Here is a 15,791-nt window from a genome sequence, read left to right as displayed (position 1 = left end):
TATTGCTTTGTCAAATATTTATTTCAAATGTGGAACATAAAAATAATTATTTAAAAGTATATTTAACTGCAATTTTATCGATAAGTATGTTAAGAGTGAACGTCAGAAAAAAATAGGTTTAATTTCCGATAAACATAATTTACAAAAATTAATCATAGTTGAAATTAAGCTGCGTATTTAGCAGCTTAATTTCCTAATTATAGGTAAATTATTCGTTAATTATATTGCTACTAAAAAAATCGTCTTTGTTATGATCAGAATAGCAAAAATAATAATTCGGGCACATCTACCACAAGACACAATATAACGACAAAATGTAAAGGGAGATATCAAGAGCGATGCAACTAAACGAATTAGTAACGATCAAAAGTGTAGACCAAGAAGCATGGGAAGCACTAGAGAAATCCATTCTTTACTATCAAGGACGTCCCGTGGGCACTGTAGCTGCCTTTGATGTATCAGTAGAAGCGCTCAATTATGACCAGTGCTTTATTCGAGATTTTGTTTCTTCTGCGTTACTTTTTCTGATTAAAGACAGAGCAGAGATTGTGCGTAATTTTCTCGAAGAAACCTTAAAGTTACAACCTAAAGAAAGAGAATTAGATGCTTATAAGCCAGGTAGGGGTTTGATTCCAGCTAGCTTTAAAGTAGTATTAAATAATGGGGAAGAATATTTAGAAGCTGATTTTGGGGAACATGCGATCGCGAGAGTGACACCTGTTGATTCTTGTCTGTGGTGGATGATTTTATTGCGTGCTTATGTCATCTCTACCAAAGATTTTTCTTTAGCTTATCAACCTGAATTCCAAAAAGGTATTAGGTTGATTATGGAACTTTGCTTGGCTACTCGCTTTGATATGTATCCAACGCTGTTAGTTCCAGATGGTGCTTGTATGATTGACCGTCGTCTAGGTATCTACGGGCATCCCTTAGAAATTCAGACTCTATTTTATACTGCATTGCGTGCTGCTCGCGAGTTACTAATTTGTAAAGGCAATCAAGATATTGTCGAAGCAATTGATAACCGCTTACCTCTATTATGCGCTCATATCCGCCAGCATTATTGGATAGATATCAATCGCTTAAATGCAATTTATCGCTTCAAAGGTGAAGAATATGGCAAGACTGCCGTTAATCTTTTCAATGTATATGCAGATTCTCTTCCTTATTATGAATTAGACAAGTGGTTACCAAAAAAAGGTGGTTATCTAGCAGGTAATGTCGGACCATCGCAGTTAGATACTCGCTTCTTTTCACTGGGAAACTTGATGGCAATCGTTTCCGATCTTGCAAGCGTTGAGCAATCGCAAGCGATTATGAATCTCATCGAGAAACGATGGAACGATTTAGTGGGAGATATGCCGATGAAAATCTGTTTCCCCGCTTTGGAAAATGAAGAATACAGAATTGTCACTGGATGTGACCCCAAAAATATTCCCTGGTCTTATCATAATGGTGGCAGCTGGCCCGTTTTAACGTGGATGTTGGTGGCAGCAGCGGTAAAAACTAACAGAATAAATCTGGCAAAAATGGCGATTGAAATTGCCGAGGCACGTTTGAGTGATGATGAATGGCCCGAATATTATGATGGGAAAAAAGGGCGTCTCATGGGTAAACAAGCCAGGAAATATCAAACCTGGACAATTGCTGGATTTTTATTAGCGAAAGAACTAATGGCAAACCCTTCTTATTTACCATTAGTCAGTTTTGATGAATTACCTCCAGAAGTAGTTTCTAGAGCGTGTGAGTTTGAAATCAATAGTGTTGATACTTATACTTCTCGCGCTTAAATAAGTAGTCTCAAGTCCAGTTGATGGGCTGCTTAGGCAGCCTTTATCCTTGAATAGTTTTCAAATCACGACGCAATTCTAAGGCGTGAAAAATACTTAAAACATCGTGTGTCCAAACTGGTAAAATTAGGGTCATAGCAATTTCTTCTATACTATGAATGATGCCAGCAATACAACTCAACCATAAATAAATTCCCGCATAATTAAAGCCGAAGAGGGCAACTATAGCAATAAAAAGAGTTATTCCCCAAAATTTTGCCGAGTAGGTGTGATAGCTAGCGGGTTTACCATATTTCACTAAATTAACTATCCACCAAATTAATTGTACAAAAACAACCATCAGCAAAGGTAGGCGAAAAGCAATCAGAATATCTGAATGCACCAGCCAAGCGCTAATAAATATGCAGCTATAAAGGCAAACATCAGCCCAACTGTCAGCTTGACGCAGTTGAGCATTACTAACATCTAATTTTCTTGCAATAATCCCGTCGAAAATATCTGAGAGGAAGGCTGCGATAAAACCAATGATAAACCAAATAGTGGTTTTGCCATCAAGAGCATCCCAAAGAAGAAAGGGAGAAATCAGGGCACGAAATAGTATAAGAATTTTGGGAATAAATACTAGATTCATGATTTATTTTTTATTGAAAACAAGATTCCCGATTTCGAGTGAGAAGTCGGGGATCTGAAGAATTTAGATTTTTAAGATATATATACTAGTTTTTCCCCTTTGTCAGAAATTGGATGATGATAAGTAATGACTGCTGATTGGTTAAGTTGGCTGATGGGGGCAGGTTTCATCTCACCTCGAAAGTCTAGCAACTGGACAAGAATTAGGTAGCCGATCGCTAAAATTATCGAAATTGCACCTGTAATAATTGCCACTATTTTTGAGCGTTCCATTACATATTCCTCTTAATAAAATTTAACTACTCAACGCTTTGAGGAAACGCTGCAAACTCTTGAATACACCAGGTTTTTTCGCAGGTGTACCATCACTTGAGGTTTGTGAACCTTTTGCGAGAATCAGATCCAACTCGTCACCGGCTGGTTTTTTGGGTAAGTCGGCTATTTTTTCGTAATTACCGCTTTTTTGCACCCAGACTTCCCACTGTCGAGGGTAGCAGCGAAATACACCTGTTTCATCGTCTACAGGACGGAGGTAGTAACATGATTCAAGGGTGCTAATGAAGCGATCGCGTGTTTTTCTTGCTGCATAACCGATACCCACAACCCCAGCATCATCTAAGCGAGGATTTAAAATGACAAAAGGGCGATCGCTTATATATTCACATAGTTTTTCCAACTGTGGCACTTCTACGGAAGTGGGAGCGACAAATAAGAAAATTTCGTCTTCTGGCTGAATTTTTGATTCTAGGGAAGCAACCCTACCGCTGCCAATATCTTCAATTTTAAATGGTACACCTGCCCAGTCGCGACGGGCAAGAGCCGCAGCACCGGCATCGGTAAAGAAAACTTTCAGACGAGATTCGTATGTTTGAAAAGCTGGTAGAAATTGCTCCGCGACTGACATATGTTTGAGTTCTGGGAAGACTAACTCAACTTGGAGACGAGTATAACCATCCGCTAACGCTGCTTGGGTAGCGATTTGTGCTTGAGCGATCGCGTCTTCTAAGGTATTAGGAAGTTCAGCCATTTTTAACGATTTCAAATTTGAGATTCTATTAAACTGTAAAACGTATTTGCGCCGAGATTACTATTTTAGATTTTCGGTTCTATATTTCTGCGTTTTGTTGCTATTTTTGAGGCAGCGGTGTAGAAAAGCTGAAAAAACCATATCATTTTTTGGCGTTGCTGATTTCATGTATGACGCCGGATTTTACGTAACACCAAAATCCTTGTAGAGACGATTCTGTGCTACGTCTATACATCTCAATGCTGAAAAAACCATATCATTTTTTGGCGTTGCTGATTTCATGTATGACGCCGGATTTTACGTAACACCAAAATCCTTGTAGAGACGATTCTGTGCTACGTCTCTACATCTCAATGCTGAAAAAACCATATCATTTTTTGGCGTTGCTGATTTCATGTATGACGCCGGATTTTACGTAACACCAAAATCCTTGTAGAGACGATTCTGTGCTACGTCTCTACATCCAGCAGTGCTACGTCTCTACATCCAGATTCAGCAACGTCCTAAATTTTAATATGAATCATCTGACCTTTATATGGGAATTATAAGAATTAAGTATTGATATCAAGGACTTTGATGAAACCTGTTTGGCATAAAGGTAAATTAACAACATGGAAGGATGATAAGGGTTTTGGCTTCATCCGTTCGGGTAATGGCAGTCAAGACGTTTTTCTGCATATCACTGCACTCAAAGAAACAAATCATCGTCCACAAGTTGGTGATGTGATTTGCTATCAGCTAACGGTTGATAAAGATGGAAGAATTCATGCTTGCAACGCTTCCATTGAGGGAGTTGTATCCAAACCTATCCCGATAACCTCATATAAAGCAATAAAGAAAGAAACATTCAAGCCTAAAGCAAAATCTTCTTTAATATTCGAGGTGTTACTCTTATCTTTATTACCAGGTTTAGGAGCAATGCATTTTGCATTGACGACTTTCAACCCAATTCCTCTGATTCTCTATGTTGTAATGAGTTTTCTTACATTTACACTGTACGCGGATGATAAATCTCGTGCAAAGCAGGGGCGTTGGAGAGTATCAGAAAGGACATTACATTTATGTGAATTTATGGGTGGATGGTTGGGGGCATTCATTGCCCAACGAAGATTACGTCACAAAAGTAGCAAGGTTTCATACCAAATTGTATTTTGGGTAATAGTAGCTATTCACATCATATTTTGGTTGGATTGGCTTTTATTTGGGAAAAAACTGGTAAGTTTATTTCTTGGGATTGTTTTTAGAGGATAGCAGAGAGTAGGTAATCTTGTAGCGCGAAGGGAGTAGTTATCCTGAAGCGACTAATTCTCCGTCTCCCCAACTGACCCCAACTGCTCTAATAGCTGACGCACTGACAAAACTGGTATCGCTGAATTGGAAAACCCTTGCAAATCGCGAGTAACAATCGCGTCTAAACTCTGAGCAACTGCACAATAAATTTGTACCGCATCCTCAAAATCAGCTAAACCAGATGCGAAAGCTGCTTCTAAAATACCCCGATTTACAGAGCAAATGACCATAACCGTGAGTGTGGTTGAAACTGCCTGTCTAGCAAGTTCAATACTTCGAGTTTGTCTGCGAGCGATATAGAAAATATCAGTGAGTGTTGTTGCAGTCACGTATCCAACTACTTGTCCAGAATCAATCACATTAAATAGGGCTTCCGCATCTTGCAGAAATGGCTCTCGGTCTAGCAAATAATCTAAAACGATGTTGGTATCAATCAAAACTCTCACTCAAAATACTTCTCCAACCGACGTTCTTCTAGTATGGACTCCACCTCTTCATCGGTGGGTGATGGTTGGTCGGTCTTCAATAAACCTTTCATCTGCTTGATGATGCGCGATCGCTCAGGTGGTTGGGTTGGAACATCTTGCAAGGATTCAACGATCGCACGAACGAGTTCAAGGCGATCGCTCGCTGGCAGTTGACGGGCTTGCTCTTTAAGCTCTTGCAGCGACATAGAAAACACTCCAACAATTGCTGTATCTAAATTTTAGTATGAGCTATCAACGTTTAACTAAAGATAAATCCGGTATCAACCTTTGCAAAACTTGCTTGAACACCATCGCTACCCAATCTATATCAGCTTCAGTGGTATCGCGTCCTAATGTCATGCGAATTCCTCCCAAAGCCGCTTTTTCGGAATAACCCATCGCTAACAATATCGGACTTGGACTAAGTTTACCACTATGACAAGCGGCTCCTGCACTAATACCAATACCAGCTAAATTCATCTGCCGTACTAAGGTTTTACCAGTAATTTTTTCCCCATCGGCTTGTTGCAGACAGAAACTGATATGATGAGGTAAGCGGGAAATCATATCGCCTGTGGGGATTAAACCAGGAATATCAGCTAATTGAGAAAATAGGCGATCGCGTAATTTAATTAAACGTGGTGTTTCGGTTACTATTTCTTGTGCTGCTAATTCTGCCGCTACACCAAAGCCGGCAATATTTGGCACAGCTTGCGTACCTGAACGCAGTCGCATTTCTTGCCCTCCACCACTCAGCAAAGGCGCTAAATCCACTCCCGGACGGACATACAGCGCTCCTGCACCTTGGCATCCATAGATTTTATGGCTGGATAAACTCAGTAAATCTACAGGTAAAGCTTGTACGTTTATTGGCAAGCGTCCGGCAACTTGCACAGCATCTGTGTGGAATATGATGTTGTGCGATCGCGCAATATTTCCTAATTCGGCAATTGGTTGGACTGTCCCAACTTCACTTTGACCGTAAATCACGGAAATCAGCACGGTGTTAGGTTGCAAGGCTGCTTCTAAATCTACAGGATTTACTCTACCTTTCGCATCCACGGGTAAGCGGGTTATTTTCCAACCCCACATTTCCAATAATCGCGCAGGTTCAGAAATTGCAGAGTGTTCCACACTGGATATTATCATATGTTGGGGAACCGCGTACAAACGAGCGATACCCATAATCGCCAGATTATCAGCTTCGGTGCCCCCAGAGGTAAAGATAATCGATTGCGGATCAAGAGCGTTAATTAATCCGGCAACCTGCATTCTCGCAATTTCGACAACTGTTGCGGCTCGTTGTCCCCACTCGTGTAAGCTAGAAGGATTGCCCCACTGTTGAGTGAGGGTTGCTTGCATTGTGGCGATCGCTTCAGAGCGAGTGGGAGTAGTTGCACTGTAATCTAAATAAATTTGCATATTATATTGCGGAAGAACACACGCTGGCAACTTTTGTGTTGAAAAACTTTATTATTTGGGAATTATAAATTTGTTCCCCTAACGAGAACGCAAACTAAGGTGCAAATTTTTTCTACCCAAAGGTATTTTTATTTTATCTTTTTACTGGTACTTACCCTCACTGGTTGTCAGCGAGTCCAGTCTCACAGTAAACGTCTTCAACCGCTACCCCAAGATTTATTAGTCAAAGTTTACTTTAACCATTCCGAATCTTCCGAATATAAAGAACCTTACCGACAGCAAACCCGTTTTGGGGATGATTTAGAAAAAGAGATTGTTGATGCAATTTTCCAAGCTAAATCAACAGTAGATGTAGCAGTGCAAGAATTGCGTCTACCCAAAGTTGCAGAAGCGTTGGTTGATAGACAAAAAGCTGGGGTTAAGGTGAGATTAATCTTAGAAAACACCTATAGTCGTTCTTGGAGTAGTTTCACTCTAGCGGAAGTTGATAAGCTAGAGAAGAGAGAAAAGGAAAGATATCAAGAATTTAGGCAATTTGTAGACATTAATAAAGATAATCAACTTAGTTTAGAGGAAATCAACCAAAGAGATGCTTTGACTATTTTGCGTAATGCGAAAGTCCCTATAGTTGATGATAGAGCAGATGGTTCAGCGGGTAGCGATTTAATGCATCATAAATTTGTGATTGTCGATAATCGCATTGTGATTGTTACTTCGGCTAATTTTACCTTGAGTGACATTCATGGAGATTATTCTAATAATACCAGTTTAGGTAACGCCAATAATTTATTGAATATAGACAGTCCTGAATTAGCGGCTTTATTTACCAAAGAGTTTAACATCATGTGGGGCGATGGACAAGCGGGAAAATCGAATAGTAAATTTGGCTTGAAAAAACCAATGCGTTTACCTGAAAAAATAACCTTAGGTGCAAGCACAATTACCGTGCAGTTTTCACCAACTTCCCCAACTCAACCTTGGAGTCAAAGCAGTAACGGTTTAATCGGTAAAACTTTAACTTCTGCGACAAATAACGTCGATATGGCATTATTTGTCTTTTCCGAACAGCGCTTAGTTAATATCTTAGAAAATCGTCATCAACAAAGTGTGAAAATTCGCGCTTTGATTGAATCACAATTTGCCTATCGTTCATATAGTGAAGCATTAGATATGATGGGTATTGCTTTGAGCAACAAATGTAAATATGAAGTGAATAACCATCCTTGGCAAAATCCCATAACCACAGTTGGTGTACCTTTATTACCCAAAGGTGATTTATTGCATCATAAATTTGCTGTGATAGATGAAAAAACAGTAATTACAGGTTCTCACAATTGGTCAGAAGCGGCAAATAATGGTAATGACGAAACACTTTTAGTAATTGAAAATCCTGTAGTTGCGACTCATTATATACGAGAATTTGAACGTCTTTATAATAAGGCAAAAATCGGCTTACCGCCAAAGAAATTAGAGAAAGTTAAAATGCAAGAAAAACAATGTTCTGAAAATTGAATTCGTAGTGAGCAGTTTACTGCTCAATAAATAGAGACGTTCCAGCGCTCAATAAATAGAGACGTTCCACCGGAACGTCTCTACGATGATATTATTAAACATCTGGTACAAATTAATTTTACATTGCCCGAAACCCTTGTAGAGACGTAGCAATGCTACGTCTCTACGTATTTTGTGGAGATGTCTATTAACTTAATCGCTGATGCAACCACAAAGCTAGTAATGGTAACGCTAATTTATAACCATGTTCAGCGTCATAAATTAAGCCTTTATGCTGAAGTCCAGTTAAAGCACCTTGCAAACTTCCACCACGAGAAAGACCATGTTTTTGAATGTATTCTCGACGTTGGGGTTTGTCAGTCGGATCTATTGCCAAACATTCCAAAAGATGCACTTGATTTGCCGGAAGTAACATCAGTAAAGACTCAAAAGTAATCGATAAATCTTTCAGCAATCCGCTAATTGCTTGCTCTACTTCTTGCTCAGTAATCATACCATCCGAACGGCGCAAAATTTTCAAGCGGCGAATCAATGCCATTGCATCACCGATGTGTCCTTGCACGGCATTTATAAATAGTTGCAATGCCTTAGAGCGAGAATCAAAAGTTAATTCTTCTGTTTGCAAAATTTCTCTTGTCCAAAGTGCCAAAACATCATTTGCTATAGGAGCTAACTGCACCGTTTCTAAAGGATAATCAGTTTGGTTACTTGTTTCGCCAATGGTGGCAATTAAGATGTAACTTACTTTATCTTGGCGCTTAATTTCTCGTCGCAGTGTCGCTTCCCATAAATTATTGCGATCCCAAGAACGAATGTGAGGGAAACTCTGCAAAATCAGAATTACGCGTTGTTCTGAACCTGTAACTAATTGTTGCGGTAACGAAATCAATATTTCAAATGCTTGCCATAGCTGTTTTTGGTTGAGAGAACGTAGCAGCTTAAGTTTCCCGTCTTGGGGATGAAAAGCAAAAAGTTCTCTAGCTGTCTTGTCTAACCAAGCGTTAATTTCTGCTGCTTCAAAGCTTTGGCTAATTGTCTCAGCCAATAATTGTAAAAATCTTTCACCATCAGTAGCGCGTATACAGTCTACCTCTAAAACGATCGCCTTCACTGCCTCCGCCGCACCCCGCACTAAGGTACGTCGTCCACTTCCAGGTACACCCACAATCAGCAAGTCACCATCTTCAGCTAGCGCTTCCACTATCCGCTGAAATTCTGCCGATCGCCCAATCAATTCTAATGAAGTAGACATTACACGCTTTTCGCCTTTTTCGAGTCCTCACCGCTAGTGCAAGCATAAACCATTGAGAGAAATTATTATCTACATCAGAATTTACTAGTGTCAATTTACACTTAGCACTAATAATTCGTGTTAAACAATAAATAACACTCGAAAACATCTACACTCATGCAAGTAACAACATCTGCGGTAGGGTCATCAGAACAAACCCCAGTTTGCCATTCTTGGGAAATTTCCGAAGCGATCGCTTTATTGGAAACCGATCCAACAACTGGATTGAGTGATGCGGTAGTTAAACAGCGTTTAGCGAAATATGGTGCAAACGAACTTACAGCGAAGAAAAGCAAAGCTTGGTGGTTGAAGTTTCTTTTACAATTTAACCAGCCGTTGCTCATCATCTTGCTGTGTGCGGGATTAGTAAAAGCCCTATCTGGCAGCTTTGTGAATGCGGGAGTGATTTGGGGTGTCACCACAACCAACGCGATTATTGGTTTCATACAGGAATCAAAAGCCGAAGGAGCGATCGCTGCTTTAGCGAAAGCGATAACTACAGAAACCGTAGTTGTGCGCGATGGTCAAAAATTACGCATTCCTTCCCAAGAGTTAGTTCCTGGGGATTTGGTATTGCTTACCTCTGGTGATAAAGTCCCCGCAGATTTAAGGTTAATTCAAGTCAAAAATCTCCAAATTGATGAATCGGCGTTGACAGGTGAATCTGTAGCGGTTGAGAAAATTACCCAACCCTTAAAAGCAGACACACCCCTCGCTGAACGGAAAAACATGGCGTATGCAGGTGGTTTCGTCACCTTTGGACAGGGAATGGGTATTGTAGTTGCGATCGCTAACAATACCGAAACTGGGCGAATTTCGCAGTTAATGGAGCAACATACAGATGTTTCCACTCCCTTAACTCGCAAATTCGACAAATTCAGCCAAAATTGGTTGTATATGGTGTTGGGATTAGCAACCCTCACCTTTGTAGTTGGACTTAGTTACAGAAATTTCCAAGATGCTTTAGAAGCAGCCGTCACTTTAACTGTGAGTGCGATTCCTGAAGGTTTACCAGCCGTAGTTACAGTCACACTAGCGATCGGCGTTTCGCGAATGGCAAAGCGACACGCAATTATCCGCAAATTGCCGGCGGTGGAGACTTTAGGAAGTGCAACTGTGATTTGTTCTGATAAAACAGGCACTTTGACTGAAAATCAAATGACCGTGCAAGCAATTTATGCGGGAGGACATCAATATAATTTAACTGGGGTCGGTTATAATCCAGAAGGGGAGATTCTAAGTGATGAGAGAGTTGTTGACTTAAATCGCGATCGCGGATTGCAAGAATGTCTGATTGCTGGTTTGTTGTGTAACGACTCGCATTTAGAAAAGAAGAATGGGAAATGGGTAGTATTAGGAGACCCGACAGAAGGCGCCTTAATTGCATCTGCCGAAAAAGCTGGTTTTAGCCAGTCGATGCTTACCAAGCAAATGCCCAAACTAGATGCGATTCCTTTTGAGTCAGATTTTCAGTACATGGCGACTTTGCACGTAACTGCAAAGGGAAAGACGATTTACGTCAAAGGTTCAGTAGAAGCGATTCTCCAGCGCTGTACGTTGATGATAAATAGCGATGGACAATCACGTCCGATGGATTGTGTCGAAACCTTACGTCAAACCACCATTGAGCGAGAAGTGAATATTATGGCACGTCAAGGCTTGCGAGTACTAGCTTTGGCGAAAAAGCCGATGTCAGATGAGCAAACGACGGTGGATCATAATGATATAGAGACAGGTTTGATTTTCCTCGGTTTGCAGGGAATGATCGATTCACCCCGTGAAAGTGCGATTAAAGCGGTAGAAGCTTGTCAAAATGCCGGAATTCAGGTAAAGATGATTACAGGCGATCATGCAGTCACAGCACAAGCGATCGCTCGACGCATGGGAATCAATAAAAATGGTTCAGTGCTGGCTTTTACTGGTGCAGATTTAGCGAAAATGAATCCAGCCGAACTTGCACAAGTAGCCGAAGAAGGTGTAGTATTTGCCCGTGTGGCACCCGAACAGAAACTGCGTTTAGTTGAAGCTTTGCAGTCAAAAGGTGAAGTTGTCGCAATGACGGGGGATGGTGTCAACGACGCACCGGCTTTAAAACAAGCAGATATCGGGATTGCGATGGGTGGTTCAGGTACGGAAGTTGCCAAAGAAGCAGCAGATATGCTGCTAACTGATGATAATTTCGCTTCCATTGAAGCTGCGATCGAAGAAGGACGTGCAGTTTATAAGAATCTTTTGAAAGCAATTTGCTTTATTCTCCCCGTCAACGGTGGAGAATCGATGACAATTTTACTCAGCACTTTATTATCGAGAGACTTACCGATTTTATCGTTACAAGTTCTCTGGTTAAACATGCTCAATTCCATCACAATGACAGTACCTTTAGCCTTTGAACCGAAAGCAGCAAATGTGATGACACAATCACCACGTCATCCCAACGAACCGTTACTTTCTGGTAGTCGGGTGAAGCGAATTTTAGCAATTTCTTTATTTAACTGGTTGGTGATTTTCGGAGTATTTGAATATATTCGCTCCTCGACGGGAAATATAGATTTAGCTCGAACAATGTCGATAAATTCTTTGATTGCGGGACGAATTTTTTACATGCTGAGTATTAGTCAGTTAGTGCCAAATTTAATTGCGAAGATGGATGGAACGATTAAAGAAAATGTCGATATTCCGGCAATTGCATTTGGAATCGTGGGAGCGATCGCTTTGCAAATTGTCTTTTCACATGTGCCTTTGATTAATCAGGTATTTTCAACTGCACCTTTGAGTTTTCCGCAGTGGTTGTTCTGTCTTGCCGTGGGTTCACCGATGATTATTTGGTCAGCGTTTGTGAATCGGTTAGATCCACCGAATTAAAAAAGGTTTTATTTGGTATCGTTGTTTTGTTGGTCTTTAAGGGTGACATAAGATGGATAACGAACCGCGAAGACACGAAGGACACGAAGAAAGAAAGATGTTTATAGGACTTATGCAAAAACCCTCTTTAACTCTTATTCCTTTGTGTCCTTCGCGTCTTCGCGGTTCGTTTTTTGAGTTCTATAATTGCTATCGGTGATTACAGTCAAGATATACTGTTAATCATGCTTTCTAGTTTGATTAACTTATGCGATCGCCTGATTTACCTAATTCTATAAGAAAAATAGATTCTCGACACCGACTGCTTACTTCTATTTGTTTGGCTACATTCGTATTAGTAATACTTCCACATTGGTTACACTTACCTACACGCATTCTCACTGCTTGGAATTGTGGTATTTATTGTTTATTAACCTTGACTTTGGTGATGATGTTCAAGGCTACTCCAGAAACGATGCGACGTAATGCTAAACGTGAATATCAAGGTCGTTTGGCTATCTTTATTTTAATTATCGCTGCTGCTTGCGCTAGTGTGTTAGCTATTGGATTTTTACTCACCGATAAAAAGGGTATTTCTCCAATGCTCCTAACTCTACATGTCATGCTTGCTGTAACCACAATTATAGGTTCTTGGTTGCTGGTGCATACAGTGTTTGCATTGCAATATGCACGCAATTATTATCAAGACCATGAAAGCATTAATGAACAAATAGCCGGGGGTCTAGATTTTCCTAGCGATCATCAACCTGATTTTTGGGACTTTTTATATTATTCTTTTGTTATAGGGATGACAAGTCAAGTTTCTGATGTACAAACAACATCACGAGAAATGAGGCGTTTAACTTTACTACATGGAATATTATCTTTCTTTTTTAATACTACCATTTTGGCTATGAGTATCAATATAATTGCTTCGCTAATTTAGATGATAATCGAAAACGATAAAATCATGATTCGTCACATGGAAGACGAAATCCACGACTATCAGTTCATGGCAAAATGGTTAACTGATGATAAAGTATTAGAGTTTTACGAAGGAAGAGATAATCCTTTTCCTCTAGAAAGAATTATCGAAACATACAAACCCCAAGTTACGGGAGATGACCCGGTTATCCCTTGTCTTGTTTATTATGAAAAATTACCTATTGGTTATATCCAATATTGCTTGCTTGATAATTTATCAGAAAACGACAGACAAACCTATTGTCTGGATGAAACAAACAATGTTTATGCAATTGACTTGTTTATCGGTGAAACGAATTATTGGAATCAAGGAATCGGCACCAAAATATTATCAACCCTTGTCAACTATCTTTTAGAAGAATTACACGCTGAAAAAATTGTCATCGATCCAAACGTGAAAAATACTCGTGCTATCCGCTGCTACGAGAAATGTGGCTTTGAAAAAGTGAAAATATTACCCAAACATGAACTACATGAAGGAGAATATCAAGATAGCTGGTTAATGGTCAGACAGAGAAATAAATCATTAAACTAAAAGAACTCCCTGACAATGCCGACCTAAAGACCGATGACTCAACAACCTGCACGAATCTGTATACTTGGTGGAGGCTTTGGTGGTCTCCATACTGCTTTACGCTTAAGTCAGTTACCTTGGCAATCTAGCCAAAAACCAGAAATCGTTCTGGTAGATCAAAGCGATCGCTTCCTCTTCTCCCCCCTCCTCTACGAACTTCTCACTGGGGAATTACAAACTTGGGAAATTGCTCCACCTTTTGAAGAACTTTTACAAAACACAGGTGTACGTTTTTGTCAATCACTCGTATCGGAAATTGACATAGACCAGCAAAGAGTACATTTACAGAATAGTCAAGAAATCCCCTACGATCGCTTAGTTTTAGCGCTGGGTGGAGAAACACCTTTAGATTTAGTTCCTGGTGCCTCATCCCACGCTTACCCCTTCCGCAGCGTTGCTGATGCTTATAATCTAGAAGAACGTTTGCGGGTTTTAGAAGAATCACCAGCAGACAAAATCCGCATCGCAATTGTTGGTGGTGGTTACAGTGGTGTGGAGTTAGCTTGCAAACTTGCAGATAGGTTAAAAGAAAGAGGACGCTTTCGTTTAGTTGAACTCAGCGATCAAATTTTGCGAACTTCCCCAGAGTTTAACCGTGAAGCTGCACGCAAAGCGTTAGATGCACGGGGTGTTTTTATTGATTTAGAAACCAAGGTTGAATCAATTACTCAAGACAGCATTTCCCTAGATTACAAAAATCAGGTTGATACAATTCCCGTAGATTTGGTAATCTGGACAGTGGGAACGCGAGTTAGTCCGGTAGTGAAAAATCTCCCCCTCAAGCAAAATCAACGCGGTCAAATCACTACTACAGCAACTCTGCAAGTAATTGACCATCCAGAAATCTTTGCTTTAGGAGACTTAGCAGACTCTCATGATATCGAAGGTCAGCAAGTTCCCGCAACCGCCCAAGCAGCTTTTCAACAAGCTGATTATACCGCATGGAATATCTGGGCAACTTTAAGCGATCGCCCTTTACTTCCCTTCCGCTACCAGCAGTTAGGAGAAATGATGACGCTGGGGGTAGATAACGCTACCCTCACCGGTTTAGGAGTTAAACTAGATGGCTCTTTGGCAGCTGTTGCTCGTCGTCTAGCTTACCTCTATCGGATGCCTACTTTAGATCATCAGCTAAAAGTTGGTTTTAACTGGTTAGCTCGTCCTATCATCGAAATACTTTCGTAGTAGAGACTTTCATATGATATAATCAAAGGTTCACACATATTGTAGAGACGTTCCACTCTTTACGTCTCTACCACGGTTGCTGCATCATTATGGAACGACCTAAAGTTATTTTTTTAGATGCTGTTGGTACACTCTTCGGAGTTAAAGGCAGTGTCGGTGAAATTTATAGTCAGATAGCGCAGGAATTTGGTGTGCAAGTTCCCCCTGATACTTTAAATAAAGCATTTATCCAAAGCTTTAAAGCAGCCTCACCACCGATATTTCCTGGTGCAGAACCACAAGATATTCCTCAGCGTGAGTTTGATTGGTGGTTGCAAATAGCTTGTCACACATTTGAACGTGCAGGTGTTCTCCCACAATTTTCTGATTTTTCCGCTTTTTTTAGTGAACTTTATATTCACTTTGGTACAGCCGAACCGTGGTTTGTCTATCCTGATGTTTTCGCATCATTAGTAAACTGGAAAGGGTTGGGAATTCAACTAGGGATAATTTCTAATTTTGATTCTCGCATCTATTCGGTATTGCAAGATTTGCAACTGAGAGAGTTTTTCAGTTCGATTACAATATCCACCCAAGTAGGTGCAGCTAAACCCGATCGGCAAATTTTTCTTACCGCTTTAGAAAAACATAAGTGTCCACCTGAATTAGCATGGCACGTCGGCGACAGCATTAAAGAAGATTATCACGGTGCCAAAGCAGTTGGACTCAGAGGTATTTGGATTAATCGGAATGGGGAATAGGGAATGGGGAATAGGGAATGGGGAGTGGATAGTTGATA

General features: G+C 40.4%; 15 protein-coding genes. 8 read left to right on the top strand and 7 right to left on the bottom strand.

Annotated elements, in window-relative coordinates; translation table 11 throughout:
• Positions 1-338 precede the first annotated feature (338 nt).
• A complete protein-coding gene (locus OGM63_RS04230) occupies positions 339-1,790 on the top strand; it encodes a glycoside hydrolase 100 family protein (RefSeq protein WP_263744252.1) in 1,452 nt (483 codons plus the stop codon).
• A gap of 43 nt (positions 1,791-1,833) precedes the next feature.
• Here the strand turns inward: OGM63_RS04230 and OGM63_RS04225 are convergent, their stop codons facing one another.
• The 3 genes from OGM63_RS04225 to OGM63_RS04215 form a co-directional block, all read right to left on the bottom strand.
• Entirely contained in the window at positions 1,834-2,421 is a 588-nt protein-coding gene (locus tag OGM63_RS04225; protein WP_263744251.1) for a CDP-alcohol phosphatidyltransferase family protein, read from the bottom strand.
• A 71-nt stretch (positions 2,422-2,492) separates the two neighbouring features.
• The gene (locus tag OGM63_RS04220) at positions 2,493-2,693 is read right to left on the bottom strand and encodes a hypothetical protein (protein WP_263744250.1); all 201 of its coding nucleotides are present in this window, start codon (positions 2,691-2,693) and stop codon (positions 2,493-2,495) included.
• A gap of 22 nt (positions 2,694-2,715) precedes the next feature.
• Positions 2,716-3,447: a DUF1995 family protein gene (locus OGM63_RS04215; protein WP_263744249.1), complete on the bottom strand. Its 732-nt coding sequence runs from the start codon at positions 3,445-3,447 to the stop codon at positions 2,716-2,718.
• Positions 3,448-4,023: 576 nt separating this feature from the next.
• Here OGM63_RS04215 and OGM63_RS04210 point away from each other — a divergent pair.
• The gene (locus tag OGM63_RS04210; RefSeq protein ID WP_263744248.1) at positions 4,024-4,698 is read left to right on the top strand and encodes a DUF1294 domain-containing protein; all 675 of its coding nucleotides are present in this window, start codon (positions 4,024-4,026) and stop codon (positions 4,696-4,698) included.
• A 50-nt stretch (positions 4,699-4,748) separates the two neighbouring features.
• Here OGM63_RS04210 and OGM63_RS04205 read toward each other — a convergent pair whose 3' ends face one another.
• From OGM63_RS04205 to OGM63_RS04195, 3 genes are read right to left on the bottom strand one after another with little or no spacing between them, the layout of a single operon-like run.
• Positions 4,749-5,183, bottom strand: a complete 435-nt coding sequence (locus OGM63_RS04205; protein WP_263744247.1) for a PIN domain-containing protein — start codon at positions 5,181-5,183, stop codon at positions 4,749-4,751.
• Entirely contained in the window at positions 5,180-5,410 is a 231-nt protein-coding gene (locus OGM63_RS04200) for a hypothetical protein (protein ID WP_263744246.1), read from the bottom strand. Before OGM63_RS04200 ends, OGM63_RS04205 begins: the two co-directional genes overlap by 4 nt.
• Positions 5,411-5,456: 46 nt before the next feature.
• Complete coding sequence (locus OGM63_RS04195; RefSeq protein ID WP_263744245.1) at positions 5,457-6,626, bottom strand: cysteine desulfurase family protein; 1,170 nt, start codon at positions 6,624-6,626, stop codon at positions 5,457-5,459.
• 99 nt (positions 6,627-6,725) lie between these two features.
• On the opposite strand from OGM63_RS04195, the gene OGM63_RS04190 reads away from it, so the two are divergent.
• Positions 6,726-8,138, top strand: a complete 1,413-nt coding sequence (locus tag OGM63_RS04190; protein WP_318528400.1) for a phospholipase D-like domain-containing protein — start codon at positions 6,726-6,728, stop codon at positions 8,136-8,138.
• A gap of 187 nt (positions 8,139-8,325) precedes the next feature.
• Here OGM63_RS04190 and OGM63_RS04185 read toward each other — a convergent pair whose 3' ends face one another.
• Positions 8,326-9,390, bottom strand: coding sequence for an ATP-binding protein (locus tag OGM63_RS04185; RefSeq protein ID WP_263744244.1), 1,065 nt, complete (start codon positions 9,388-9,390; stop codon positions 8,326-8,328).
• Positions 9,391-9,546: 156 nt separating this feature from the next.
• Here OGM63_RS04185 and OGM63_RS04180 point away from each other — a divergent pair, with 156 nt between their 5' ends.
• From OGM63_RS04180 to OGM63_RS04160, 5 genes are all read left to right on the top strand, one after another.
• Positions 9,547-12,291: an HAD-IC family P-type ATPase gene (locus OGM63_RS04180; protein WP_263744243.1), complete on the top strand. Its 2,745-nt coding sequence runs from the start codon at positions 9,547-9,549 to the stop codon at positions 12,289-12,291.
• Positions 12,292-12,538: 247 nt separating this feature from the next.
• The gene (locus OGM63_RS04175; protein WP_263744242.1) at positions 12,539-13,216 is read left to right on the top strand and encodes a DUF1345 domain-containing protein; all 678 of its coding nucleotides are present in this window, start codon (positions 12,539-12,541) and stop codon (positions 13,214-13,216) included.
• A complete protein-coding gene (locus OGM63_RS04170) occupies positions 13,217-13,789 on the top strand; it encodes a GNAT family N-acetyltransferase (protein ID WP_263744241.1) in 573 nt (190 codons plus the stop codon). It abuts the gene before it with no gap.
• Between the two features lie 33 nt (positions 13,790-13,822).
• Entirely contained in the window at positions 13,823-15,013 is a 1,191-nt protein-coding gene (locus tag OGM63_RS04165) for an NAD(P)/FAD-dependent oxidoreductase (protein ID WP_263744240.1), read from the top strand.
• Between the two features lie 89 nt (positions 15,014-15,102).
• Positions 15,103-15,753 carry an HAD-IA family hydrolase gene (locus OGM63_RS04160; RefSeq protein WP_263744239.1) on the top strand — a complete coding sequence of 217 codons (651 nt, stop codon included), beginning with the start codon at positions 15,103-15,105 and terminating at the stop codon, positions 15,751-15,753.
• Positions 15,754-15,791 lie beyond the last annotated feature (38 nt).

Source organism: Plectonema radiosum NIES-515 (genome assembly GCF_025753815.1).
GTDB lineage: Bacteria > Cyanobacteriota > Cyanobacteriia > Cyanobacteriales > Nostocaceae > Hassallia > Hassallia radiosum_A.
This window is presented reverse-complemented; position numbering and strand designations above follow the sequence as displayed.

Bases quoted from the DNA above. Each gene is read 5' to 3' on its own strand.
- OGM63_RS04185 (WP_263744244.1), bottom strand. From the start codon at position 9,390: ATGTCTACTTCATTAGAATTGATTGGGCGATCGGCAGAATTTCAGCGG.
- OGM63_RS04215 (WP_263744249.1), bottom strand. From the start codon at position 3,447: ATGGCTGAACTTCCTAATACCTTAGAAGACGCGATCGCTCAAGCACAA.
- OGM63_RS04195 (WP_263744245.1), bottom strand. From the start codon at position 6,626: ATGCAAATTTATTTAGATTACAGTGCAACTACTCCCACTCGCTCTGAA.
- OGM63_RS04165 (WP_263744240.1), top strand. From the start codon at position 13,823: ATGACTCAACAACCTGCACGAATCTGTATACTTGGTGGAGGCTTTGGT.
- OGM63_RS04175 (WP_263744242.1), top strand. From the start codon at position 12,539: ATGCGATCGCCTGATTTACCTAATTCTATAAGAAAAATAGATTCTCGA.
- OGM63_RS04210 (WP_263744248.1), top strand. From the start codon at position 4,024: ATGAAACCTGTTTGGCATAAAGGTAAATTAACAACATGGAAGGATGAT.
- OGM63_RS04180 (WP_263744243.1), top strand. From the start codon at position 9,547: ATGCAAGTAACAACATCTGCGGTAGGGTCATCAGAACAAACCCCAGTT.
- OGM63_RS04230 (WP_263744252.1), top strand. From the start codon at position 339: ATGCAACTAAACGAATTAGTAACGATCAAAAGTGTAGACCAAGAAGCA.
- OGM63_RS04160 (WP_263744239.1), top strand. From the start codon at position 15,103: ATGGAACGACCTAAAGTTATTTTTTTAGATGCTGTTGGTACACTCTTC.
- OGM63_RS04225 (WP_263744251.1), bottom strand. From the start codon at position 2,421: ATGAATCTAGTATTTATTCCCAAAATTCTTATACTATTTCGTGCCCTG.
- OGM63_RS04220 (WP_263744250.1), bottom strand. From the start codon at position 2,693: ATGGAACGCTCAAAAATAGTGGCAATTATTACAGGTGCAATTTCGATA.
- OGM63_RS04170 (WP_263744241.1), top strand. From the start codon at position 13,217: ATGATAATCGAAAACGATAAAATCATGATTCGTCACATGGAAGACGAA.
- OGM63_RS04200 (WP_263744246.1), bottom strand. From the start codon at position 5,410: ATGTCGCTGCAAGAGCTTAAAGAGCAAGCCCGTCAACTGCCAGCGAGC.